Raw genomic sequence first — 25,849 nt, 5'->3', positions numbered from 1 at the left:
AAAGTAAAAAAAAGCCTTTTTCTCACGAAAATTGGGTAAAAAAAAACTTACGCCTACTTTAGTCCACTGGAAGTAATATGTTTCATACCCTTCAACCAAACCTTTCAAACAATGATTAACAAAGACAGATTGTTTTACGGTAGTTGCTTTGCGCTGATTACCACTGCGTTCTCGTTCAGTATTCGTGCAGGTATCCTAGACCAACTAGCCAAACAGTACGGCTTCTCAGGCGAGCAACTAGGAACCATCAACTCCATGTGGTTCTTAGGTTTCCCTATCTCCATGATTGTTGGAGGTTTAATTTACAACTCAGTAGGTGGCAAAAAAATCATGCAGTTCGCATTTTTTGCCCACACCATCGGTATTTTATTAACAATCTTTTCGGGTGGAAACTACATGACCTTGTTGATTTCAACCCTTCTTATCGGTTTGGGTAACGGCTGTACAGAAGCCGCTTGTAACCCGATGATTGCCGACGCGTACGATGGCAATAAAATGAATGCCATGTTAAACAAATTCCACATGTGGTTCCCAGGTGGAATTGTGATTGGTTCGTTGATTTCTAAATTTATGACCGAAGCCAACACTGGTTGGGAAGCACAAATTTGGATTATTCTTCTTCCGGCTATTATCTATGCTTATCTTTTCTGGGGACAAGAGTTTCCAAAACCAAAAACTGAAGCCGCTGCTTCAATAAGTGAGAACTTCAAAGCGATGCTTTCACCGCTTTTCATTTTCATGTTTGCTTGTATGGCCTTGACAGCCATTTCAGAATTTGGCCCTCAACAGTGGGTAGGGTTAATTTTGAGCAAGTCGGGAGCTGACCCTATGTTACTTCTTGCAATCACGACAGGTACAATGGCCGTAGCACGTTTCTTTGCAGGACCAGTAATTCACAAAATCGATCAAACGGGGGTTCTTCTTGTTTCGGCCGTTTTGGCGACAATTGGTTTGTTCTTATTGAGCAAAGTAACGGGTGGAACTGCCTACGCTGCGGCTTTTGTATATGCTTGCGGTATTGCGTACTTCTGGCCAAACATGGTTGGATTTGTGGCTGAAAAAATCCCTGCGAGTGGCGCCCTTGGAATGTCGGTAATTGGTGGGGTTGGGATGTTCTCAAGCTCTATTTTTCAGCCAATTATTGGTAACTGGATTGATAGCGCTAAAACAGAGGCAGCCGCTCAAGGTTTCCAAGGTGATGCACTTGAATTGGCCGCTGGACAAGCGACACTGAGCACGATGGTGACTTTCCCAGCCATTCTTATCGTTGCTTTTATCGGTTTGTACTTCTGGACCAAGAGCCTCAAAAAAGCGTAACTATATTGTTGTCGGTTAATTGTTAGCCGACTGTTACAAATAAAGCCTCGCCGAATGATTCGGCGAGGCTTTATTTTTTTAATCTACCATTATTTACAATTCTGCTCCAGTGCTTCTTTCGCGGCAGGATAACCGAGTTTATCGGCTTGTTTGAGGTTAAGGCAGCCTGCTTCTTTTTGCTGCTCCATCAATTGGGCTACGCCCAACGCGTGGAAAGCCTTGCCAAACTTTGCATCACTTTTTACAGCGTTTTCAAACTGAATAACTGCTCCTTTAAAATCACCTTTTTGAAACACAATATTTCCCTTGTTGTAATACGCCAAGGCATTTTTTGAGTCCAGCGTAATTGCCTTGTCGAAATCGTTGAGCGCTCCGTCCATTTGCCCCATTGCCGCCAAAAGTTGACCCCGATTCACAAACAACTCGGCATTTTTATCTTCCAATCGAATGGCCTCTGCGTAGTCTTTTAAAGCGCCTTCGGTATCATTTTGGGCTACTTTTAGCATCGCACGATTGTAATAAGGACGATAATAATCGGGCTTTACTTTGAGGGCTTGTTCATAATCCAGCAAGGCATTTTGGAATTCTTTCAATTCGTAATAAACCACCCCACGCGCGTTGAGGGCTTCAAAATTACCATTATCGCGTTCGATGGCTTTATTGAGAAAGGGCAATGCTTCGCTAAATTTGCCTTCTTTCATTAACTCTTTTCCTTTTTCTAGCATACCTTCCGACGAGAAACTACAAGCTTGAAAAAGAACGATAAGCACTCCTAATGTTATGGTGATGAGGTATTTCATTGATTTTTGGTTGATTTTACGCCGCCAAAGATACAGGTGAAACACCGTGATACCAATTTAGGGTTTCTATTTTAAAGCAATAAAAGACCTGCAATCATCGCCCCTACAATCGGGCCTGCTACTGGAATCCACGAATATTGCCAATCAGAATCGCCTTTGCCTGCAATCGGCATAATGGCATGAACGATGCGAGGACCTAAATCACGAGCAGGGTTAATGGCATAGCCCGTCGTTCCTCCCAATGAAAGACCAATCGCCCAAACTAAAATACCTACGGCGAAAGGACCCAAGCCCGTGGTCACTGCCCCAATGCCTTTGATACCCACAAGAAGAACGATTGTTCCAAGGACTTCACTAAAGAAATTTGACCCCGTCGAACGAATAGCAGGTTCTGTACAAAAAGTGGCTCGCTTAGCTCCTTTGTCTTCGGTGCGTGCGTAATGTGGTAAATGAAACAGCCAGACGGTAATCGCACCCAACATGGCTCCCATCATTTGTGCCGTGATATAACTAACCACTTTACTGTATTCGTTTTTGGCAATGGCCATTCCAACTGTAACGGCAGGGTTTAAATGCGCATCGTACCCGCCAAAAGCTTGGGAGACAAACACGCCCATCGTGACAGCAAAAGCCCAACCTGCGGTAATGACAATCCAGCCGCCATTATTGCCTTTGGTATCTTTGAGCACAACGTTTGCAACTACACCGTTGCCAAGAATAATAAGCACCATCGTGCCCAGAAGTTCACCTAAAAAAGGAGAAGGAGTCATCAGAATTTTTAGTAGTTAGAAGGTTAAAGGATTGTTCGGATTAGTTTCTCGCAATTAAGTACAAATTTATCTTATGGCAATGCAAAAGCCACGTATTTATCACCCGACTTTGTTTTCAACTTTCCTCCGCCACAGGCAATGACTACGTACTGTTTACCATTCACAACGTACGTACTCGGTGAGGCATAACCCGCCGCTGGCAGTTGGGTCTGCCAAAGTATTTTTCCCGTTTTTTTGTCAAATGCCCGTAAACGTTCGTCACGGGTTGCGGCAATAAAAAGCAATCCGCTCCCTGTCACCAGCGGCCCGCCGTAGTTGTCCGTTCCCGTAGGTGCAATTCCCTTGGCAGTTAGTTCTGGATATTCGCCCAACGGTACTTGCCAAAGTCGTTCGCCTGTATTCAAATCCGTGGCTGTCAACGTTCCCCAAGGTGGAGCACTTATCGGATACCCATTTCGGTCGTACCAGCGATTATAGCCCGTGTGTTGGTACGGAATAACACCTTTTTGTGAGCTAGCCACCTGAATATCTTGCTGTTTTTGGAACAAAAAATCGACAATTGCTTTGTTTTCTGCCGCTGAGAGATGCACAAACGACGGCATCATGGCACGGCCTTTGGTAATCAAATTTTTGACAGCATCTTCCGAAAGTCGTTTTGAAACGGTCAGCAAAGAAGGGTACGAGCCATCGTGGTTTCCTCGGCGGTCTTCACCGTGACAGGCCGAGCAATACTGGCGATACAACTGTTTTCCTGTCGTGGTTTTTGCGTTTGACTCTTGCTTACGAGATACGAGCGAAGTGTAAACGGGGATTTCTTTAGATGGCACATACATCACTCCCTGCGGGTCGGTGGCAGCACCGCCCCATTGCCCACCGCCGTCGGTGCCAGGGAAGAAAATAGTCATGTCTTTGCCAATAGGAATGTAAGCACTCCCCGTACGGGCTTTTCGGATCAAGGCCACCAACGAATCACGGTCGGCTACGAACGAGTTTAGGTCTTTTTCGGTAAAACTTTGACGGGCAAAATAGGTCGGTTTGAGCGGAATAGGCTGCGTTTTTGACGGAAATTCACCCGCTACAGCGTCAAACGTAAATGCACGATTTTCGATGGGGAACAACGGTTTTCCACTCACTCGGTCAAACACAAAAATGTAGCCTTGTTTAGTAATTTGCGCCACAGCGTCTATTTTTTTTCCGTTTTGAACTACCGTCACCAAATTGGGAGGAGCAGGCACATCGCGGTCCCAAATATCATGGCGCACCAACTGGTAATGCCAGAGTCGTTTTCCAGTGCGGACATCTAACGCCAGCAAACAATTGGCAAAAAGGTTATCCCCTTTGCGATTTCCACCATAAAAATCGAATGCCGCCGAGCCCGTGGGCGCATACAAAATCCCCCGCTGACGATCTAAGGCCATGCCCGCCCACGCATTTGCACCACCAATGTTTTGTCGAGCTTTAGCTGGCCAAGATGCAGCTCCCATTTCGCCCGCTTCGGGAATGGTTCGAAACGTCCAAATGCGTTTACCCGTTCGCACGTCATAAGCCCGAATGTCCCCCAGCAAAGCCGATTCACTTTCCGACACCCGCGTTCCGACGATGATTTTATCCTCAAAAATGGCATTGGGCGTATTTGAAACCACGTAATCGTCGGCCGTAGGGCGTTCTATTCCAGTTTTTAAATTGATTCGTCCTTTTTCACCAAACGATGAACGAAGTTTTCCCGAGACGGCATCCACGGCATATAGCCATTTTCCAGCCCCAAAAAAGATTGTTTTTTCAGTTCCTTCTGACCAATAACTTACCCCACGACTTGTTGTTCCTTCTGTTTCGCTGACGTTAGTTTTCCAAAGTTCCTTCCCCGTTGTAGCATCCAGCGCAAACGCTTGGGTATTGGCCGAAACGCCATACAAAATACCATCAATTACGATGGGATTACATTGCATTTGGGTACGGTGAAAAACCGTATCGGCCCCACCCGAGGCATACGTCCAAGCCACTTTAAGCTGGCTGACGTTTTCGGCCGAAATCTGGCTCGCCTCCGAATAATGGCTTCGGGCTGCGTTTCCGTTGTATTCGGGCCAATCCAACCCCAAATCATTTGCTTCACGGAAAGCCAACAATGCCATAAGCCCTCCTGCTATACTAAGTAGAATGCGATGTTTCATACTTCCAAAAGCATTTTCGAGCGTTTTCTACCAAATCTTTGGCATGGATGGCGTATCTTTGCATTTTAGTAACCAAGCTATGCAATTAAACACCCTCACAGCTATCTCGCCCGTCGATGGACGTTACCGTCGTCAAGTTGAAAAACTCGCTCCCTATTTCTCGGAATTTGGGCTTATTCGCTACCGAATTCGCATCGAAGTCGAGTATTTTATCGCCCTTTGCGAACTTCCCCTTCCCCAATTGGAAGGTTTCGACAAAACCATTTACACCGACTTACAGGCTTTGTATCTCGACTTTACGGAAACAGATGCTTTACGAATCAAAGAAATCGAATCGGTCACCAACCACGATGTCAAAGCCGTAGAGTATTTTATCAAAGAAAAACTCAAAGACAAGCAGCTAGATTCGTACTTGGAGTTTATCCATTTTGGACTTACGTCGCAAGACGTTAACAATACCTCGATTCCGCTTTCACTCAAAGAAGCCATTACGGACGAGATTATTCCAACGTTTGAAGAAGTTGTTACCAAACTGAAAGCTTTGGCCGAAGAATGGAAACACATCCCGATGCTGGCCCGTACACACGGACAACCTGCCTCGCCTACGCGTTTGGGAAAAGAATTTGGCGTGTTTATCGAACGTCTTGAGAAACAACTTGCGATGATTCAGGCCATTCCTTACGCCGCAAAATTTGGCGGGGCAACGGGCAACTTCAACGCGCACCACGTGGCTTATCCTGACATTGATTGGGTAGCGTTTGGAAATACATTTGTGAATGAAAAATTAGGACTGTCGCGGAGCCAGTTGACGACCCAAATCGAGCATTACGACATGCTCGCGGCGTTGATGGATACGTTCAAACGCTTAAATACCATTCTCATCGACCTCGACCGCGATGTTTGGACGTACGTTTCGATGGAGTATTTTAAGCAAAAAATCAAAGCAGGCGAAGTAGGCTCGTCGGCCATGCCACACAAGGTGAACCCCATTGATTTTGAAAATTCAGAAGGAAATTTAGGCATTGCCAACGCCGTTTTTGAGCATTTGTCGGCCAAACTTCCTATTTCACGCCTCCAACGCGACCTAACCGACTCGACTGTACTTCGTAATCTTGGTGTACCATTGGGCCACACCATCATCGGTTTGAAGGCGTTGTTGAGGGGATTAGGAAAACTTGAATTGAACGAAACTGCTTTCTACGCCGACCTCGACAACAACTGGGCAGTGGTAGCCGAAGCGATTCAAACCATTTTACGTCGCGAGGCTTACCCCCAACCTTACGAGGCGCTCAAGGCCCTTACGCGTAAAAACGAAAAAATCACCTCCAATACCATTGCAGAATTTATTGATTGCCTTGAAGTATCAGAAGCAATAAAAGAAGAATTACGCGCGATTTCTCCCTTTAGTTATACGGGAGTGTAACGTTTTTTGTGGTGCAGGTTGCTCACAACCTTATAGTGCAGGTTGTGAGCAACCTGCACCACAAAAAAGCCCTTCTCCAGAAAGGAGAAGGGTTGGGATGAGGTTAACCCTCATATTATATTTTACAAATGGGTGGTTGCCCCTTCACTTCCAACGAAAAAACGTCGGGACGCGCATAATGCCCGACCACGTCAAAATCCAATTTACTTTTGGCCAGTACCGAGAAATCCAACTCGGCTGTCAGCAAACCTTCTTCGTTCCAAAGTGGACCCGCTAATACTTCCCCTAAAGGCGAGATGATCACACTTCCACCCGCACTCATGATGTCGGGTTCTTCGGTTAAATCTTCTTGGTAACGTTCGGGGTAATCAGATTTCCGTACAAACTGGTTGGCGGCCAACACAAAACAGCGTCCTTCCAACGCCACGTGTTGCATGGTAGCTTGCCACGATTCGCGGGCGTCGGCCGTAGGAGCCAAATAAATTTCAACCCCCTGCTGGTACATCGACATACGCGCTAGGGGCATGTAATTTTCCCAACAAATCAGCCCTCCTACTCGACCCACTTTGGTATCAAACGCCAAAAGCGTACTTCCATCACTTTCTGCCCAAATGTACCGCTCAAGCCCCGTAGGTTTTAATTTCCGATGTTTGCCCACCAGCACTCCATCTTGGTTAAAGTAAAACAAAGCACAATGCAACGACCCACCGACGGGCTCGCGTTCGGTCACGCCCAACGCCACATACATTCCTGCTTTGCGAACGGCTTCGCCTATTTTCTTAACTTCTTCTGAGTCAGCTTCGATGCTATTTGCCCAATAGTCGAGCCAATGCTCGCGGCTTTTTTCCGTTCGGCGACCAACGCGGGAATCAAAATCGAGCCCGCGCGGATAACAAGGAATAAAAGACTCAGGAAAAAGCAGCAGTTCACACTGCGCTCTGGCCGCCTTTTCAATCCATTCAATGACCCGTTCGACGGTTTTAGCCTTATCAAAAAGAAAAGGAGTTGCTTGCACAACCCCTACCTTTACTTGTTTAAAATTCATCGTACTCAACGATAGTGAACCTAATTATTTTCAATCACTTTTTCTACCACGTACGCTTGCGTTCCCAACCATTTGGCTTCTTGCCCAAGTTGAGAAATAACCACGTTCAGATTACTTCTAAAGTCCGTTAAGCAGTATTTATTGATAGCCTGCTCGATGGGGTTCGTAATAAACGCTCCTGCTTTGGCCACAATACCGTCCACGATAATGATTTCGGGATTAAACAGATGAATGGCAATCGACAACCCTTTACCTAGCTCCATTCCAATCTCGTGAAGAATATCAATGGCAAATGAATCGCCCTGCCAAGCGGCATCAATGATGATTTCGGCGTCGATTTTCTCAATATCCATCCCCGACAAGCGCGAAATTCGACCTTCATTGAGACCTTTTTTGATACGTCTCAGCAAAGAAGCCGCCGAAGTGATAGTATCTAAGCACCCCACTTTTCCACAATGACACAACTCACCGTTGGGTACTACTTGAATATGCCCAAGCTCACCCGCAAAGCCCGAAGCTCCCTGAAAAACTTCCCCGTTGAGAATAACGCCTAGCCCAACACCCCAATCAATATAAATGGCAAGTACATGGTCTTTTCCTTGTGCCAATCCAAAACGGTGTTCGCCAAGGGTAGTAGCTTTGGTATCGTTGATGACATACACAGGAAATTTAAAATGCCTTTCGAGCAATGTACCAAACGACTGATCGCCTTGGTTAAGGCTACGATAGGTAAAGTTAAAACCCTTACGGGCATCTACCAACCCTGCCACCGAAATCCCCATCGCCATAAAATCATCGTGGCGAATATTAGATTCATTAATTACATCTTCGGTAGCTTCAATCAGCGCCCCCAAGAATTTGGATGAATCTTCCAACTTCATGTCGAGGTCTCTCCGAAATACCACCTCGTTTTTGAGATTCATCACCAGCACTTTGGTATCGTGTGTATTTACGTCCAATACCAAAACATAGTACCGCTCAGTACTTAGGCTGAACAAAACGGGCTTTCGACCTTGTTTTGTCACGCCAGTCCCCACGGGCACAATCCACTTTTCATCCACCATTTCCTCTACAATGCTCGTCACGGAAGGAACGCTGCTGTGAATCACTCGGGCCAACTCGGCAATAGAAGATGTACCAGAACGGTAAAGTTCGATTAATATACGTCGGCGGTGAAGGTTCTTTTTATAATCAACAACCGAGGTTTTGGGTAAGATATCTAGTTCTGACGATGTAGTGGGCTCAAACATGCTGAATAAGTAGAATATAAGGAAGCGCTAAATTAGTTTATTTTATGGATATAAATATAATATTAATTTTTTTTACTTACTACTCATATTTAAAAATATTTTTTTATTAATATTCATTTGGATTAGTGAAATTATTGTTAACATTGTAAAATATTTCCGAATTTAAGATTCGTTAAACTCTAACCAACCTCATTTTTTATTTTTTTTTAATTATAGCCCAGCTACTTATTTGCATCAAATGACTGGTCAGCTCTACGTCCCTAAATCTCTTACTATGAGATTTTTACACTCGCAACCAATTTTCACCAAGAATCCCTTTCTTATTTATTTTTAATTTTAACCTCCATTACCAAATGAAACACAAATTACTTGCACTGATTGTCTTGCTGACAATGATAGGCGGCTCTGTTTTCGCGCAAACGATTACAGGGAAAGTAACTTCCCAAACTGATGGACAGCCACTACCAGGCGTGTCAATCGTTGTGAAAGGAACAAGTGCTGGTACGACCACCGACGGCAACGGAAAGTTCAGCATTGCTGGCTCTTCAAAAAGTACCCTCGTTTTTTCGTACATTGGTTTTAAGACGCAAGAGATTGCTGTTGGAAACCGTTCAACCATTGAAATTGTCCTTCAAGAAGATGCTTCACAACTCCAAGAAGTGGTTGTGACAGGTCTTGGCCTTTCAAAGGAACAACGTGCGACAGGTTATGCTACCTCTAGCATTAAGTCAGACAAAATCGTTGTTGCGGCCTCTCCAAACTTCGCCAATGCACTTTACGGAAAAGCAGCTGGTGTTCGGATTGCCTCTACGCCAGGTGGCGCTACAAGTGCGACCAACATTACGATTCGTGGTATCAACTCAATTACGGGTAAAAACCAGCCTCTTATAGTATTAGACGGGGTACCTATCCGTGATGGAGAAGTAAGAAACAACGACTACTGGAGTGACCAACGTCTTCGAGGTAACGGTTTATTGGACATCAACCCTGAAGACATCGAGCGTCTTGACATTTTGAAAGGTGCTTCTGCTGCTGCACTTTACGGTTCAGAAGCTGTAAACGGGGTCGTTCTTATTACCACTAAGAGCGGAAAAGGCAAAAAAGGACTTGGCGTTACTTTCAACACGAGTTATAGCGTTGATAGAATCGCATACACGCCTCGCTACCAAAACATTCGCGGGGCAGGTGCGCCTATTCACGTAAGCAACGGTGGTCAAGATGCAGAAGGTTTTATTTATTATGATACAAACGGTGACGGTACTCCAGATACGCGTGGTATCACTAACTTTAGTATCAACTTCGGTCCTAAATTTGATGGAAAGCCTATCATGTCATGGGATGGCGTGGTTCGTCCTTATGAAGCACAACCAACTGCTTATGAAGGCCTCTATCAACAAGGCAGTAACTCAAACATCAACGTTGCTGTGTCTCAATCGACCGACAATTCAAACATTCGTTTCTCATTGACTCGCCAAGACAACCGTGGTATCAGCTTCGGTTCTCAAAACGTTAAAAATATTGCTAACCTCAACAGTAGTTTCAAAATTGGCAAAAAGTGGACGACAGATGTAATGATTAATTACATTAACCAAAACACCTTCAACCGTCCGTACTCTATCGACCGTATGATCAACAACTTCACGGGAATGATTGGTCGTTTTGACAATGCTGACTGGTACTTCAACAAATACAAAACCAGCCAAGGATACCGTTTTGTGCAAGGTGCAAATGGTCAAAGCTTAACTCCTAGCGAAAATATCATTCGCAATGGTTTCAAGGCTGATATTGCAGACTACGTTTGGCGTGTGAAAGAACACGGCTACGACGAATTTAATAACCGCGTGATTGCAAGTATGACCAACCACTACCAAATCACAAAAGACCTTAAATTCCGTTTGCGTACATCAACTGACTTCACCTCGCAACGCGAAGAAACACGCCAATCAACAGAACGCCCGTTGGCTTTTGGATACTCTGGTTACTTTGGTTTGACAAACTCTATCTCTTCATTAATGTACGGAGATGCGTTGTTGACCTACAACAAAAAAATCACCAAAGACCTAGATTTGAACGTAATGGGTGGCTACACGGCGACTAAAGAACTTTACACAATGGTAAACCGTGGAACGAATGGTGGTTTGAGTACTGAAAACTTGTTTGATATTGCCGCTTCTGTCAACCTAGCAAGTACAGGTTCATCACGTTGGTCAATCGTGAAGGATGCCTTGATTGGAACAATCAACTTAGATTACAAAGGTTTTGCTTTCTTGGAAGGAACGATTCGTCGCGACCGTACTTCTACCATGAACCCTAACAACAATACCTTTACCTACCCATCACTTAATGCAAGTTTTGTTTTCTCGGATGCTTTCCAATTACCAGCTTTCATTAGCTTTGGTAAAATCCGTGGTTCTTGGGGTATTGTGGGTAACTTCCCAGATATTTACCGTGCTAATATTGCTTACAACCAAGGTACTTTGGGTGTTCAGCAAGTAGGTGGTCAGCCTGTTCTTTACACAAATATCTCGTCATCTTTCGGAAACGATGGTATCCGTCCAGAGCAGAAGCATGAAATCGAATTTGGTTTAGAAACAAAATTCTTTGGTAAACGACTTGGCTTAGAGCTAAACTACTATAATGGCCAAATCAGAGACCAAATTTTGCCACTTACAATTCCTGCTACTTCGGGCGCTACTTCAGTATTGGCTAACATTGGTACACTTCGTAACAAAGGGATAGAAGTGTTACTTAATGCCGTTCCACTCCAAGGGCGTAAACTTAATTGGGAAACTACCTTGACGTTTGCCAAAAACACAAACGTTGTAGAAAAATTAGCTAACAACTCTACGGAGTTATTACACTCAGATTTTGACGGTGCAGCAGCTCAATTGCGTTCGGTTGTAGGTCAAGCTATGGGCGATTTCTACACGCCGTTGGTTGCCCGTAGCAGCAACGGTCAAATGATTGTACAACCTAATGGCTTGTACCAACTTGACGGAAGCACCATGCACAAAGTCGGAAATGCGATGCCAAAAGCGGTTGGTGGTTTGCTTAATACCTTCTCTTACAAAGGCATTACATTAGATGTTAACATTGATTACCGTTACGGTGGACACGTCATGCCTACAGGTCTTTTCTGGATGACATCACGAGGATTAACGGAAGAAAGTACCAAGTACATGGATGCAGCAAGCGGTGGTCTTAGCTACTACGTAAAAGATGGTAAAGGTATTCAAACGACAGCAACACAAGGCCCTAACGGCGAAAAAGTATTCAACGATGGTATGTTGCTAGACGGAGTACTTGCCAACGGTGAGAAAAACACCAACGTCATTTCACAGGCCTACTACTATTGGCTTACTTACAACTGGGGTGGACCTCAGTACGGTTCTTCACGCTACGAATTATACGTAGTTGAAAACAACTATGTTAAAGTACGTGAATTGTCGCTTGCTTATCAAATGCCAAGCAATATCATTAATAAAATTGGTGCTAAACAATTGACGCTTTCAGTATTTGCAAGAAACCCATTCTTCATTTACCGTTCTATCAAGGACATGGATCCAGAACAAACAACCGCTGGTTCTCGCTGGTTCCAAACACTTAACAACGCGGGTACAAACCCTGCAACTCGTACCATGGGTATCATGTTAAGAGCAAGTTTCTAATTTGTTGAGTCATTCAAAACGAAAGAAAACACAATGAAAAAAATAGCACTAATCGCTTTAACTACGCTTGGTCTTACTGCCTGCGAAAAGTCAGACTTTGAGAAAGCGTACCCAGATCCTTCAAAAATCTCTACCTCAACCGTCGAAAAGCAGTTTACTGGCTTTCTAAATGCCAACAAATGGTATGTATTGCCAGATTACTGGAACTATTTCGTTGTGATTCGGCCAACCCTCAATCGCTATAACCAAGCTGTTGGTTGGGTCAATGCCGATAACCAGTACATTCCAGGAGGTGGTTTGATTTCTGACCGTTGGAATACATTTTATGGTACCCTCGCTCAGTACCGCGAAATGGAAAAAATTTACAACGCTTTGAGCGCAGATGCCCAGTCATTACGTCGTATTTATAAGATTACATCAACCATCTATCTTTACGATCACGTTCAGAAAAACGTTGACTTACACGGCGACATGCCACTCTCTACGGCAGGACTTCTGAGTACTAAAGGTGGTGATTTTAACAACTCATTCGCAACCTACGATGCGGCAGATGCGGTTTATACCAAAATGTTGGACGAACTTAAAGGATTTGCCGACGAGCTTAACACAATTAGTATCAATGCGGGTATTTTGACAGGTTTCAAAACGCAGGACTTTGTTAATAAAGGCGATATCAATCAGTGGAAAAGATACTGTAACTCGCTTCGCCTCCGCATTCTTACGCGGGTTTCGGATGCTTCGGCTTTTTCAGCTAGAGCTAAAACGGAAATTGCAGACATCTTGGGCAACCCAACTAAATATCCTGTTGTTTCAGCAAACGCTGAAAATATCCAAATTGCAGTGTATGACATCAATACGGATATTCATTCCAAAAACTTCCGTACAGGCTTGGAAGATTGGAACGGAAACGTAGCAGGGAAAGTGATGATTGACCACATGAACAAAAACACAGACCCTCGTTTGCGCGTAATGTTTGAGCCAGGTGCTAATGCTGCGGGTAAATATGCTGGTTTAGATCCAATGTTGACAGGATCAGCACAAGAAGCGTTGATTGCGGGTGGTACACTTTCGATTTATAACCGCTCTACAATAAGTCGTAACCAGTTTTTCCCTGGTGTTATCATCAACGCTGCCGAGGTGAGCTTCTTGGCTGCTGAGTACTATCTAAAAGCCAACAACGCAGCTGCCGCCAAAGCTGCTTACGAAAAAGGTATTGCGCAGTCGGTTGAGTATTACTATAATTTCAGTAAAATTAGTAATGATAATACAATCGCTGCCCCAACTCCTGCTACCGCTGACGAAATCCAGAAGTATATCAATAGTGATGGTATCAGCTGGGACAAGGCTACAGATAAACTAGCCGCTATCGCTACTCAAAAGTGGATTCACTACAGTGTAGTTCAGCCGTATGAAAGTTGGTCAGAAATTCGTCGATTAGATTTGCCGAAATTTAGCTTTATGGTAGATAATGCCAATGCGCAGACCCAACCTCCAGTACGCTGGATTTATCCATCAAGCGAGCAAATCTACAATACCACTAACTATGGTACTGTAAAAGCAAAAGATAATCTAACTACCAAACTTTTTTGGGATGTTAAATAGTACTTTTAACCATGTATGCAGTATTCATACATTAAAAATACAACGTTAGAGTTGAACTTTGGTAAGTAGTTAGAATTCCGAGATAGGTTTTATCTCGGAATTTTTTTTATTTTTCGATTCAAATTTCTCCCTTATGGTTTCTAAAATTACGGGACTACTCATTATAATCTTTTGGTCAACAAATGCTTTTTCTCAAGGAAAACAACTTGCTTTAACGCATTGCCAAAGCTGCCATCTGTACCCTGAACCAGCCTTGTTGGACAAAAAAACGTGGGCGAATAGCGTACTTCCCAACATGGGCCTTCGGTTGGGTATCAAAGACGCAGGTAAAAATCCGTACGAAGACCTCGACCCTAAGGAAGAAGCCGTGTTGAGGCAATCAGGCGCGTATCCAGAAACACCCCAATTGTCGCAAGAAGCGTGGAAACAGATTGTTGATTTCTACGTTCAAACTGCCCCCGAGTCGCCATTGCCACAGTCCAAACACGCTTCCATCTTACCGACTTTGTCACAGTTTGAAGCCCTCGAAGTAAAAGTGCACGACAAGCCCATTCCGCAAACGTCACTACTCAAGTTTAACCCCAAAAATGGCATTTTGTACGTGGGTGATGCCCAAAATGAATTGTACGAAGTCGATTCACTTCTTCAGTTGCGCATGACATGGAATGTCGATAGTCCACCGTCTGCCATTTCATTTCCAACCAATGCCCCTCCCCGCTTACTCACAATTGGGTCATTTCGCCCTTCTGACCAGGCATTGGGGAAATTAATTGTTCTTGATACTACCATGGCCAACGCCACCCTTTATTTTGACGCCATTCAGCGGGGTGTTGACTTTGCTACGGCCGACCTCAACCAAGACGGCCAAGAAGATGTCGTGATTTGTCACTTTGGAAATAATACGGGAAAACTGGCGTGGTACGAGAGTATGTTGCCCGAAAAAGAACACATTTTGCTCGCTCTACCTGGCGCGCGCAGGGTGGAAATCAGAGACATGAACAACGACAAAAAACCTGACATCGTGGTGTTGATGGCACAAGCCCGCGAAAGTATTCACATTTTTTATAACCTCGGCAAAGGCCAATTTAAAGAAAAAGTGGTACTTCAATTCCCACCTGTGTATGGTGTAAGTTATTTTGAGTTCGTGGATTTTAACAAAGACGGCACTTTAGATATTTTATTGACCAACGGCGACAATTGGGATTATTCGGCCATCTCCAAAAACTACCACGGCATCCGTCTTTTTCTGAACGATGGGAAAGACAATTTTAAGGAAGCATGGTTTTATCCGCTCTACGGCACCAGCAAAGCGGTGGCGCGAGATTTTGACAACGACGGCGACATCGACATCGCCGCCATCTCCTTTTACGACGACCTCGGCCAACCAGAACAAGGATTTTTGTATTTTTCTAACAAAGGTAACTTTCAATTTGATGTCTCAAGCACGCAAGCTGCCGCCGCAGGAAAGTGGCTTACTTTAGAAGCCGCCGACATCGACCGCGACGGCGATACCGACCTTGTACTTGGCTCGTATTTTCACAACGTTGGCGAACTAACGAAGCTTATGTTCAAAGGGATTTTGTCCATCCCTCAGCTTCTTGTTTTAAAAAATCAACACATAAAATAAGCAAAGTTAATTGTTATCCGTTAATCGTTAACTGTGCTTAATCATTTAAAAGGGGCTGGATATTGGCCAAAGCCTTACCCAACCCCTTTTACTTATTACTGACTGCTCTTGACTATTTACGGCTCGCTTGGCAAACTCCTTTGAAGTACCCCACCGATTCGGCGATACCTGCCAACGGGTCTTTCATGTCTTTTTCATACTCAAGGCTACAACTTCCGCTGTACTTGATTTTGCGAAGCATGGCCACAAAGGCAGGCACGTCGATGATACCGCGTCCGAGTTCGCAGGTTTTTCCTTCTTTAGAAGCCGCCGTTACGTTTTTGAGGTGAATGTCAAAAATGCGGTCGGCGTATTTTTTGAGGTCGGCAATTGGGTCATCGCCAAAACGCGCATCGTGCCCCATGTCAAAACACAATCCCATACGCGGATCAAGGTTTTTAACGGCATTGATAACCGACGACGCATTTGGCCACAATTTAATGTCAGGCCCGTGAATGTGAATTGCATAACGCATGTCGTATTCCTTCACTTTTTTGTCGATATACGGCAACAACTCTTCGTTTGGTACGCCCACGATAAGTTTTACTCCAACGCGTTTTGCATATTCAAAACCATTGTCGATTTCTTGGGTCGTTTTCATGTAAATCGGCCCCACAGCGTAGCCCGTTACGTTGGAGGCTTTGAGGGTCGCATGAAACGCCGCGATTTGTTCGTCGGTACTATTAAAAGGCAAGTGAAAATCTTTGATACACAGGTAGTGAACGTCCACCTTACGCATCATTTCGAGGGCTTGATCTAGTTTAAAATGCACAAAACTATAGCCTGCGATTCCTAGCTTGAACAAATCTTCTTGGGCTTTGGGCGTGGCCGCGTTTTCGTGCGCCATCGCGGGTGCAACTGCCCCAATCGCCAAAGCGCTACTTGCTTGTTTAAGAAACTTTCTACGGTTATTCATCTTTTTCTCTGGTACTTTTTTCATTAAGAAAGGCAAAAAAAGGAAACAGATACTGTTTTGAGTTACAATTCTCTTTTTTTCAAAGACTTCACTGCATGATCTACTGCACGGGCCGTAAGCGCCATGTAGGTAATGGATGGATTGACACAAGAAGCCGAAGCCATCGCCGCGCCATCGGTCACAAATACATTTTTACTGTCATGCACTTGGTTGAAAGAATTCAAGACCGACGTTTTTGGGTCGCGCCCCATCCGAGCCGTTCCCATGTCGTGAATACCCAATCCAAGGTGGGTCGGGCGGTCGTAAGGAGTCACGTTTTTGAAACCCGCCGTTTCCAGCATTTCTACCGCCGAAGCTACGATGTCCTTGCGAATTGCACGGTCGTTGTCACTAAAGGCCGCATCAAACACAATCAACGGCACGCCCCATTTGTCTTTTTTATCGGGGTCGAGGTACATTCGGTTGTTGGGGTCGGGCAACACTTCCCCAAACCCTCCAATACTAATCGTCCACGCGCCTGGCTTGGTGAGGTTTTCTTTAAAATCACTGCCAAAACCATCGGCGGCCACGCCACGGTTCCAACCTTCGCGGCTCGCTCCGCCTTGGTAGCCAAAGCCCCTGAGATACGCCGTTTGCTTGTCGTTCCCCCAGTTTCGGAAACGAGGAATGTAGAGCGCGTTGGGGCGCTGTCCATATACATAATCGTCTTCAAAGCCCTCGATACTCGCCGTAGCTCCTGCGCCAAGTTGGTGATCCATGAGATTACGCCCTACTTGGTCGCTATCGTTTCCGAATCCGTTGGGGAAACGCCTCGATTTAGAGTTAAGCATCAACGCAGCAGTATTGATAGAACCTGCGTTTAAGAAGATAATTTTTGAGAAATAATCGGTAACAAGATTGTTATGCTGATTGATAACCCGAACGCCAACGGCCTTATTTTTTTGGTCATCATAGATAATTTCGGCCACAATCGAATCGTGTAACATCGTTAGGCGTTTGGTACGCATGGCAGCGGGAATCGCCCCCGACAGCGAGCTATAATATCCACCATAAGGACATCCACGCGCGCACTTGTTACGGTACTGGCACGACGCTCTACCAAGTTCAGTATGAATGGCTTGGGGTTGCGTAAGGTTGGCCACCCGCCCTACCGTTACGGGGCGATTGAACTTGTCGAACATCACTTTTTTGAAATAAGCCTCAGGCGCAAACAGCGGCATGGGCGGCAAAAAATGCCCGTCGGGCAGTACGTCTAAGCCTTCTTTTTGGCCACTTACGCCCACAAATTTTTCGACATGCGTGTACCAAGGCTCCAAATCTTCGTACCGAATCGGCCAGTCGATGCCGATGCCTTCTTTGGCATTGGCTTCAAAATCTTGTTTGTTCCAACGGTACGACTGACGTCCCCAGTGCATGGACTTGCCTCCTGTATGGTAGGCGCGAATCCAGTCAAAGGGGCGCTTTTCTATATACGGATTTTCTTTATCGTTGGTCAAATGGTTTACCACTTCTTCGCTACCCAGCCCCCAAAAACGGCTATTAGCCCAGCGTTCTTCGGCCGAAACGAGCGTGGTTTTGCCACGGTGTTCAATTTCCCACGGCTGTTTCATGGCCGTGTCGTAATCCTGAACGTGCTTGATTTCTTTTCCACGCTCAATCATCAACACTTTCATGCCTTTTTCGGTCAGTTCTTTCGCCGCAAAACCGCCCGTCATCCCCGACCCAACGACAATGGCGTCAAAGGTATTATCTTTCGTTGCTTTTATATTTAAGTACATGACTTTCAATAATTTAATGAGTGATAAGTGATGAGATTTAAGAGATGAGTAATTAAGAAATTCTTATCACTCCTCTCTTATAACTCATCACTAAATTTACATTTAATACGCGTATGATTTTTGGTTGGGTTTGAGCTTGATGTTTTCCAATTTCCCAGGAATTTGTACGTACTCAAAGGAAGCCTTGATACCCGCTTCTGAAGTAAAATACCCCAACAACGTCAGTTCTTTCATCAAACGCCAAAAAGGAACCGTTTTCGATGGCGTCTTCATTTGTTCTTTGGTTTGTTGCTCCATCATTTTGAGTGCACCGCGCCGTTCGGCCTCGTTCAGTTCCAAAAATTTCATTTGTTCCAAAGAAGTTAAGCCCTCTAAAAAACGCTGGTGGTCAGGTGGTAAGTAGCAGTCTTTGAGCATCATTTCGACAAATGCTGGCACACCCACGTCTTTGGCTCCTACTGTATTTGTTTTGGGGATAATCATTTCGGCTACTTCCGCGACAATCTTTTGCTGCGTCGCCGTTAGGCTAAACGCCGCCGCATTTGTGTCAGGAGTAGTGGCCTGTTCCCAGTGGTTCATGGCCATAAGGGTTGGCGCCGATAGCGTTCCTCCAAACATCAAAGCAACACTTTTAATGACCTCTCTTCTGTTCATTCTTTCTTAGAGTTGATTGGTAAATTGGGTTAATTATTTTAAAAGAATTTTAAGGCTGTTTTTTAACCGTTAGCGCACAATTGTCACCTTCCCAAAAGTTTGAAACTTTTATTGGAACATCAATTATCACCTTCCCGAAAGTTTGGAACTTTCGGGAAGGTGACACTTTTTCAAAGGAAAAATATGATACAACACATATATCAAGACCTACTAAACTGGAAAAATTCGTCCACAAGAAAGCCGCTCATTTTGCAAGGAGCAAGACAAGTAGGAAAAACATGGCTGATGAAAGAGTTTGGGAAAAGAGAATTTGAACAAGTTATTTTAACAAAATTCGACCAAAAACTACCTCATTAATAAATGGTGAATGCCTTCCTAATACTAAACTATCTTGGCATGTTTTATCTCAAAAAATCCTCAAAATTATCAGGAATAATCAGCTGTTTTTCAACTGGTTGATATGCTTCTACAAAAGAATTGGGGAACTTATTTTTGGCTTTGGGATTCCATTTGAATTCGTACGCATACATCTGTCCGCCTCGTTCTTCAATATAATCAATTTCTTGCTGGGCGTGGGTTCGCCAAAAATAAGCTTTTGTCGTACTGTTGTTGTAGTGATTTGCTTTCAGACGCTCGCTTATCAAGAAGTTTTCCCATAAAGCTCCTGTATCATTTCTTAATGCCAACGGATTAAAATTCCCAATGAGGGCGTTTCTAATACCATTATCGTAAAAGTAGATTTTCCTGCTCGAACTAATTTCGTTCCGAACATTTCGACTAAGTGGGTTAAGTCTAAAAATTACGTATGCTTGTTCCAGCAGCCCAATATACTGTTCTACCGTCGCTCGATCTATTCTGAGCAATTGAGCCAACTCATTGTACGAAACCTCCGACCCAACTTGTAATGCCAAAGCAATCAACAACTTAGATAAAATTTCTGGCTTACGAATACCATTATAATTCAATAAATCTTTGTACAAATAGCTGCTTGCCAACTGTTTCAAAACAGCCTCTTCATCACCAAGTCTATTGATTATTTCGGGATACATTCCATAAATGAGTCGTATTTCAAACTGTTGTTTTACTCCTAAAAAACCTATATGCTGACTTAACTCTTGCCAACTAATAGGATATAAATGATACTCCCATTTACGCCCTGTGAGTGGCTCGTTGATATTGCTGCTCAATTCCAACGCTGACGAACCACTTACCACAACCCTTATATTTTTGATGCGGTCGTGAATAATTTTTAGCGTAAGTCCAATGTTGGGAATCCTTTGGGCTTCGTCAATAAACACCGTTTGGTACTTCCCAATGAGTTGTTTGAGCTGCACCTCCCCGATGTTTTCAAGGGTCTGTCGCACAATCGGGTCATCACCATTTAATAAAAGGTAGTCCCCTGTTTGGCTGCACAAATATTCCAATAAGGTTGTTTTGCCCACTTGGCGCGGCCCTAAAACAATCAATACTTTACCCTCATTCCAGTGACCTTCCAAGTGCACCTTGAGCTTTCTTTCTATCATTTTATATAAATCTACAGATTATAATCTACAAATTTATATAAATTTATTGATTACAGTATCTCTCTCCTTTTTTCTTGACGATTGATTTTTCACATATACACACAGAAAAGCCACGAATACACATCATTAGCGGATTCGCGGCTATAGTTATTAAAAAGTCTATTTTATGACTTCGGCTTTTCAATTTCTACCTTAAACGGCTGATTATAGTAACGTTTGCCCGTCGTTTGAAACAACGCATTGGCAACCGCCCCAAACACAGGCGGGAACGGCGGCTCACCAAGTCCTGTCGGGTCAACTTCGCTTTGCACAAAATGAACGTCAATTTTCTTCGGTGCTTCGTTGTGGCGAATCATGCGGTAAGTATGGAAGTTGTTTTGCTCCGCCGCCCCGTCTTTGTGCGTTAAAGCGCCATAAAACGAATTTCCAATACCGTCCACTACGGCTCCCTGCACCATATTGCGAGCAGCATCAGGGTTGACGACGACTCCACAGTCAATAGCTGATGTGACAGCCTCCACGTACGGCTGACCGTCTTTCATCACCATATCAACGACATGCCCCGCGTAGGAAGCGTGGCAAAAATAGGCCGCAACGCCCCGTTTTTTACCCGCATTTTCGGGTTTTCCCCAGCCCGATTTTTCTTTCAGCAGTTCTAATACACCGATGTATCTGTTGGCATCGTAATCATTGTTTTTACCCACGGGGTTTTCTTTGGCCCGTTTCAGCAACTCCAACCGCATTTCAATCGGGTCTTTGCCCATCGCAGCTGCTACTTCGTCCAAAAACGACTGCTCGGCAGCAGCGTTGAAATTGGAACGCGGTGCTCTAAATGCCCCAATTGTGATATTTGACGGAATTTCCCAGCCTTCGGCCAAGTAATTGTCCACCGCACCCGCAGGAAAACGATTGGCATGAACGGGGTTTTCGGGGATTCCTCCGCCTTTGACGTGGAAACCAATCAGGTTTTTATTGGCATCCAACGCCGCCCGATACGTAGCGGTGTACATGGGTCGGTAAATTCCGTACGTCATGTCATCCTCCCGCGTATAAATCAGCTTGACGGGGGCTTTCATTTTTTGGGAAATACGGGCCGCTTCATACACGTAAGACCCGTAGGCCCTGCGTCCAAAACCTCCCCCCATGCGCGTCATTTGAATTTCGATTTTATCGGCAGGGAGGTTTAACAATTTTACAAGAGTTGGCTCCATCCAGCCTGGCGCTTGCAACGGTCCCGCTACCAAGGCTTTGTCTTCTTGTACGTGCGCAAAGAAGTTCATGGGTTCCATGCAATTATGGGCCAAAAACGGTGCATTGTACGTGCGTTCAATGATTTGAGCCGCATTTTTGAAAGCCGTTTCAGGGTCACCATCTTTTCGGAGTTGTTGGGCTGGTCTTGCAGCATACTCCGCCATCATCTCAAATTGCGCACTTGTGGTTTCTAATCGGCCAGGCACGGTCACTTCCCGCTTACCACCTCTCCCCATCATGGTTTCTTTCACCTCGCCCGCCGCTTCCCATTGCACAACCAACTTTTTGCGGGCGTTCATCACCTCCCAAGTACTATTCCCTACAATAGCTATCATTTCGTTGAAAGCGCGGGTATCAAAACCTGCCTGCTCAAACCCGTCGTCATACAATTTAAAGCTAAATACGTCTTTGATACCTGGCATTTTCTTGACGGCAGTGGCATCAAACGACTTGAGTTTCATACCGAAAGCAGGCGGGTGCTGAATCATGGCAATCAACATTCCATCTACTTTGTAATCCATCCCAAAAAGCGGCTTTCCTGTTACCACTTTTACGCCTTCGGTATTTTTCTTTGAATGACTTACGATGGAGAAATCTTTAGGAGCTTTCAATTTGACGTCTTTCGGAACGGGCAAGGTAGCCGCTTTTGAGGCCATTTGGCCATAGTTCGCCGTTTTTCCACTCGAATGCGACAAAATACCCGCTTTCGTTGTAATTTCAGAAGCCGTCACTCCCCACGTTTGTGCTGCCGCTTCGATGAGCATTTGACGGGCAGCCGCCCCTGCATTTCGGAGCGGTTTCCAGTACATTCTTACCGAATTACTTCCCCCCGTAAACTGTGCTCCGTATTTGACATTGTCGTGCGTACTCATTTCGACCACCACGTTTTTCCAATCAACGTCGAGTTCTTCAGCTACCATCATTGGCAACGAAGTCATCACGTTTTGGCCAAACTCTGGATTGGGCACCAAAATTTTCACGACATTATCGGGTGTAATTTTGATGTAAGCGGCTAGCTCTGACCACTGTGGCTCTGGCAAGTTCAATTCCTGTATTTTTTCAGCGGCTTTGGCGCTCGAAAACCAGCTAAAACTGAGCATCATCCCGCCGCCTGCCAAAGCCGAAGACTTTAGAAAATCTCTTCTGCTTTGTGATTTTATATTTTTCATCGTCTTTTCTTATTTAGCGTTTGATGTTTTGGCAGCAGATTTAATGGCATCTTTAATTCTCAAATACGTCCCACAACGGCAAATATTACCGCTCATGGCGGCATCAATATCAGCTTCGCTCGGGTTAGGGTTATTTTTTAGCAAGGCCGTTGCCGTCATAATTTGCCCCGTTTGACAATAGCCGCATTGTGCTACATCATGTTCGAGCCACGCTTTTTGGACGGGGTGGTCGCCTTTTTCAGAAAGTCCTTCGATGGTTGTGATGGCTGATTTGCCAATCGCTGACACGGGCAACACGCACGAGCGAACGGCGTTCCCGTCCAAATGAATGGTACAAGCTCCGCACTGAGCCATGCCGCAGCCAAACTTTGTACCGACCAAATTGAGACTATCGCGTAATACCCAAAGCATGGGCGTGTTTGGATCAACATCCACTTGACGCGCTTTGCCATTGATTTTAAGATTATACTTTGCCATGACTTAGGAATATGTTAGAAAGAAAATTTAACAAAAATATACAGGAATTTCCACAAAAAACAACAGTTTTCAAACCGTTACTTACGAAAATCAAACAGAAAAAGTTACATACTTATACGTTTTCGCTGAAAGGTTGATTGTAAAGACGCTTGCCTGTTGCCTTGTATAAAGCATTTGCCAAAGCAGCATAGACAGGCGGATAGGCTGGCTCACCCATGCCCGTGGGTTTTTCAGTATTTTCTACAAAATGAATTTCAATCGCTTTCGGAGCTTCGCTATGACGAATCATGCGATATTGATGAAAATTATTAGCCTCTGGAACACCTTTCGAGAATGTCATTTTTCCGTACATGGCAGCACCAATCGCATCAACAATTCCACCTTCTGACATATTTTTAGCAGCATCAGGATTGACCACGATTCCACAATCAATGGCACACCATACTTTATTAATTTGAGGCGAACCGTCTTTGATTTCTAAATCAAGCACATGAGCAGCATACGAATCGTGACAGAAATAGGCGGAAAAACCTAATTTCTTGGAGGTTTTAGTAGCGTCCCAATTGGCTTTATCCCGCACCAGTTCTATTACTTTTGCGAAGCGTTCGGGATGATAATCGTTGTTTTTACCGACGGGATTTACTTTGGCTCGTTTGAGCAATTCTAATCGGAACGCTATCGGGTCTTTGCCTGCGGCTTCGGCCACTTCATCGAGAAATGATTGCTCGGCAGCCGCCATAAAATTGGAATGTGGGGCTCTATAAGAACCTACCGTAATGTTGGTGTCGATGGTAAAGTCTTCAGCTAAATAATTGTCAACCGCTCCCGCAGGAAAGCGATTAGGAGCTAAAGGAGTCTGTGGCATTCCACCCACTTTTACGTGAAAACCTATCAAATTATTGTTGGTATCAAGGGCCGCACGGTATTTTGCCGAGTACATTGGGCGATAAATTCCCGCTGTCATGTCGTCTTCACGGGTATAAATGAGTTTGACAGGTGCGTTTACTTTTTGAGAAATCAAAGCCGCTTCTATCAACCAATGTGCATACGAGCGGCGACCAAAGCCCCCTCCCAAACGGGTCATTTTTATATCTATTTTCTCCAAAGGAATTCCCAAACGAGCTGAAAGGGCTTGCTCGGTAAATTCGGGTTTTTGGAGTGGCCCTGAAAGCGATATTTTTTCGTCGGTAACATGGGCAAAGAAATTCATTGGCTCCATGCAGTTGTGAGCCAAAAATGGAGCATTATATGTACGTTCAATTACTTTTGACGCATTTTTGAAGGCATTTTCAACGTCTCCATCTTTTCGGCGAACGTTAGCAGGTTTCGATAAGCCTTCGGCTAATTTTGCTGCATGGTCATTTGAATTTTCTAAGCCTGCTGGTATGTTTTGGGTCATTTTACGACCCATCATATTTCTTTTTTCAGCAATGGTTTCAGCTTCTTGCCAATCAATTTTCAAGGCTTTTTTTGCTTGCATAACCTCCCAAGTGCTATTGCCCACAATCGCAACTACTTCATTGAATTGATTGGTGTCAAAAAAAGTTTTTTCGTAATCGTCATTAAAGATTTTGATAGGAAAAATAGCCTTAATGCCCTTCATTTTCTTAACAATCGCCCCGTTTTGAATAGCTTTAAATTTCAAACCCATGGCTGGCGGATGAACAATCATGGCTATCAACATTCCATCCACTTTGGTATCAATACCAAAGAGTGGCTTTCCCGAAACAATTTTATCTAAATCTACATTTCGTTGGCTTTTTCCGATGATTTTAAAATCCTTTACTGCCTTCAATTTTATAGCTGTAGGCACTGGAATTTGTGCCGCAGCCGTTGCCATTTCGCCATATTTCGCAGATTTCCCTGAGTTTTTATGATGCAAAACGCCCAATTCAGTACTGATTTCTTCTACTGGCACATTCCATGTTTTGGCGGCGGCTTCACGGAGCATTTGGCGGGCAGCCGCCCCTGCTTGGCGCAACGGCAGCCAACCTTGGTGGATAGCCTGACTACCACCAATAAATTGTCGGGTAAAATGTTTGGTATCTAAATCGGCTTGTTCAATAATGATTTTCGAGAAATCAACGTCCAATTCTTCCGCCACAATCATGGGCATGGAGGTTTTTACGCCTTGTCCGCCCTCGGGATTGGGCGACATGATTTTGATGACATTATCGGCAGTGATTTTTACGAAACCGTTAAGTTCATTGAACGCCAGCGGTAAACTTTCAATAGTATTAGCTGCTGATGAGGTCGAACCCGACAAAAAACTAAGACTCAGCATAAAGCCACCACCCGAAAGAGCAGAGGCTTTTAAGAATGAACGGCGACTTTGTGGCTTCATTTGCATTTTTTGAAATAAAACTAAGAAA

Annotated in this window: 18 protein-coding genes; 6 read left to right on the top strand and 12 right to left on the bottom strand. The window is 44.5% G+C overall.

Going from position 1 to position 25,849, the window contains the following annotated elements; genetic code table 11:
* Window positions 1-111 precede the first annotated feature (111 nt).
* Window positions 112-1,317 (top strand): sugar MFS transporter, encoded by a 1,206-nt coding sequence (locus DTQ70_RS06595; protein WP_122930076.1) that lies wholly within the window; start codon window positions 112-114, stop codon window positions 1,315-1,317.
* A gap of 89 nt (window positions 1,318-1,406) precedes the next feature.
* Here the strand turns inward: DTQ70_RS06595 and DTQ70_RS06590 are convergent, their stop codons facing one another.
* From DTQ70_RS06590 to DTQ70_RS06580, 3 genes are all read right to left on the bottom strand, one after another.
* Entirely contained in the window at window positions 1,407-2,117 is a 711-nt protein-coding gene (locus DTQ70_RS06590) for a tetratricopeptide repeat protein (protein WP_122930075.1), read from the bottom strand.
* 71 nt (window positions 2,118-2,188) lie between these two features.
* On the bottom strand, window positions 2,189-2,887 hold the full coding sequence (locus DTQ70_RS06585; RefSeq protein ID WP_122930074.1) for an MIP/aquaporin family protein: 699 nt from the start codon (window positions 2,885-2,887) through the stop codon (window positions 2,189-2,191).
* A gap of 71 nt (window positions 2,888-2,958) precedes the next feature.
* On the bottom strand, window positions 2,959-5,016 hold the full coding sequence (locus DTQ70_RS06580) for a PQQ-binding-like beta-propeller repeat protein (RefSeq protein ID WP_409050428.1): 2,058 nt from the start codon (window positions 5,014-5,016) through the stop codon (window positions 2,959-2,961).
* A gap of 118 nt (window positions 5,017-5,134) precedes the next feature.
* On the opposite strand from DTQ70_RS06580, the gene purB reads away from it, so the two are divergent.
* Window positions 5,135-6,478, top strand: coding sequence for an adenylosuccinate lyase (gene purB / locus DTQ70_RS06575; protein ID WP_122934295.1), 1,344 nt, complete (start codon window positions 5,135-5,137; stop codon window positions 6,476-6,478).
* 115 nt (window positions 6,479-6,593) lie between these two features.
* Here the strand turns inward: purB and DTQ70_RS06570 are convergent, their stop codons facing one another.
* Both DTQ70_RS06570 and DTQ70_RS06565 read right to left on the bottom strand, forming a co-directional pair.
* Complete coding sequence (locus DTQ70_RS06570; RefSeq protein ID WP_122930072.1) at window positions 6,594-7,523, bottom strand: carbon-nitrogen hydrolase family protein; 930 nt, start codon at window positions 7,521-7,523, stop codon at window positions 6,594-6,596.
* A 20-nt stretch (window positions 7,524-7,543) separates the two neighbouring features.
* Window positions 7,544-8,773, bottom strand: coding sequence for an ROK family transcriptional regulator (locus DTQ70_RS06565; protein ID WP_122930071.1), 1,230 nt, complete (start codon window positions 8,771-8,773; stop codon window positions 7,544-7,546).
* Window positions 8,774-9,126: 353 nt separating this feature from the next.
* Here DTQ70_RS06565 and DTQ70_RS06560 point away from each other — a divergent pair, with 353 nt between their 5' ends.
* The 3 genes from DTQ70_RS06560 (at window position 9,127) to DTQ70_RS06550 (ending at window position 15,670) form a co-directional block, all read left to right on the top strand.
* Window positions 9,127-12,441, top strand: a complete 3,315-nt coding sequence (locus DTQ70_RS06560) for a SusC/RagA family TonB-linked outer membrane protein (RefSeq protein WP_122930070.1) — start codon at window positions 9,127-9,129, stop codon at window positions 12,439-12,441.
* A 33-nt stretch (window positions 12,442-12,474) separates the two neighbouring features.
* Window positions 12,475-14,043, top strand: coding sequence for a SusD/RagB family nutrient-binding outer membrane lipoprotein (locus DTQ70_RS06555; RefSeq protein WP_122930069.1), 1,569 nt, complete (start codon window positions 12,475-12,477; stop codon window positions 14,041-14,043).
* 133 nt (window positions 14,044-14,176) lie between these two features.
* Window positions 14,177-15,670 carry a VCBS repeat-containing protein gene (locus DTQ70_RS06550; protein ID WP_122930068.1) on the top strand — a complete coding sequence of 498 codons (1,494 nt, stop codon included), beginning with the start codon at window positions 14,177-14,179 and terminating at the stop codon, window positions 15,668-15,670.
* Between the two features lie 112 nt (window positions 15,671-15,782).
* Here the strand turns inward: DTQ70_RS06550 and DTQ70_RS06545 are convergent, their stop codons facing one another.
* From DTQ70_RS06545 to DTQ70_RS06535, 3 genes are all read right to left on the bottom strand, one after another.
* Window positions 15,783-16,625 carry a sugar phosphate isomerase/epimerase gene (locus DTQ70_RS06545; RefSeq protein WP_122934294.1) on the bottom strand — a complete coding sequence of 281 codons (843 nt, stop codon included), beginning with the start codon at window positions 16,623-16,625 and terminating at the stop codon, window positions 15,783-15,785.
* A 62-nt stretch (window positions 16,626-16,687) separates the two neighbouring features.
* Window positions 16,688-18,403, bottom strand: coding sequence for a GMC oxidoreductase (locus tag DTQ70_RS06540; RefSeq protein ID WP_122930067.1), 1,716 nt, complete (start codon window positions 18,401-18,403; stop codon window positions 16,688-16,690).
* A 102-nt stretch (window positions 18,404-18,505) separates the two neighbouring features.
* Window positions 18,506-19,057: a gluconate 2-dehydrogenase subunit 3 family protein gene (locus tag DTQ70_RS06535; protein WP_122930066.1), complete on the bottom strand. Its 552-nt coding sequence runs from the start codon at window positions 19,055-19,057 to the stop codon at window positions 18,506-18,508.
* Between the two features lie 183 nt (window positions 19,058-19,240).
* Between DTQ70_RS06535 and DTQ70_RS31290 the strand changes: the two genes are divergently transcribed.
* Window positions 19,241-19,414 (top strand): AAA family ATPase, encoded by a 174-nt coding sequence (locus DTQ70_RS31290; RefSeq protein WP_122930065.1) that lies wholly within the window; start codon window positions 19,241-19,243, stop codon window positions 19,412-19,414.
* Window positions 19,415-19,458: 44 nt separating this feature from the next.
* Here DTQ70_RS31290 and DTQ70_RS06525 read toward each other — a convergent pair whose 3' ends face one another.
* From DTQ70_RS06525 to DTQ70_RS06510, 4 genes are all read right to left on the bottom strand, one after another.
* Window positions 19,459-20,580 (bottom strand): ATP-binding protein, encoded by a 1,122-nt coding sequence (locus DTQ70_RS06525; protein ID WP_122930064.1) that lies wholly within the window; start codon window positions 20,578-20,580, stop codon window positions 19,459-19,461.
* A gap of 164 nt (window positions 20,581-20,744) precedes the next feature.
* Window positions 20,745-23,000, bottom strand: a complete 2,256-nt coding sequence (locus DTQ70_RS06520; RefSeq protein ID WP_122930063.1) for a xanthine dehydrogenase family protein molybdopterin-binding subunit — start codon at window positions 22,998-23,000, stop codon at window positions 20,745-20,747.
* Window positions 23,001-23,009: 9 nt separating this feature from the next.
* Entirely contained in the window at window positions 23,010-23,477 is a 468-nt protein-coding gene (locus tag DTQ70_RS06515) for a (2Fe-2S)-binding protein (protein WP_122930062.1), read from the bottom strand.
* A 112-nt stretch (window positions 23,478-23,589) separates the two neighbouring features.
* Entirely contained in the window at window positions 23,590-25,821 is a 2,232-nt protein-coding gene (locus DTQ70_RS06510) for a molybdopterin cofactor-binding domain-containing protein (RefSeq protein ID WP_122934293.1), read from the bottom strand.
* Window positions 25,822-25,849 lie beyond the last annotated feature (28 nt).

The organism is Runella sp. SP2, from assembly GCF_003711225.1.
Taxonomy (GTDB): Bacteria; Bacteroidota; Bacteroidia; order Cytophagales; family Spirosomataceae; genus Runella.
Note: the sequence above shows the minus strand (reverse complement) of the source record. Positions and strands in the feature narration are given on the sequence as shown.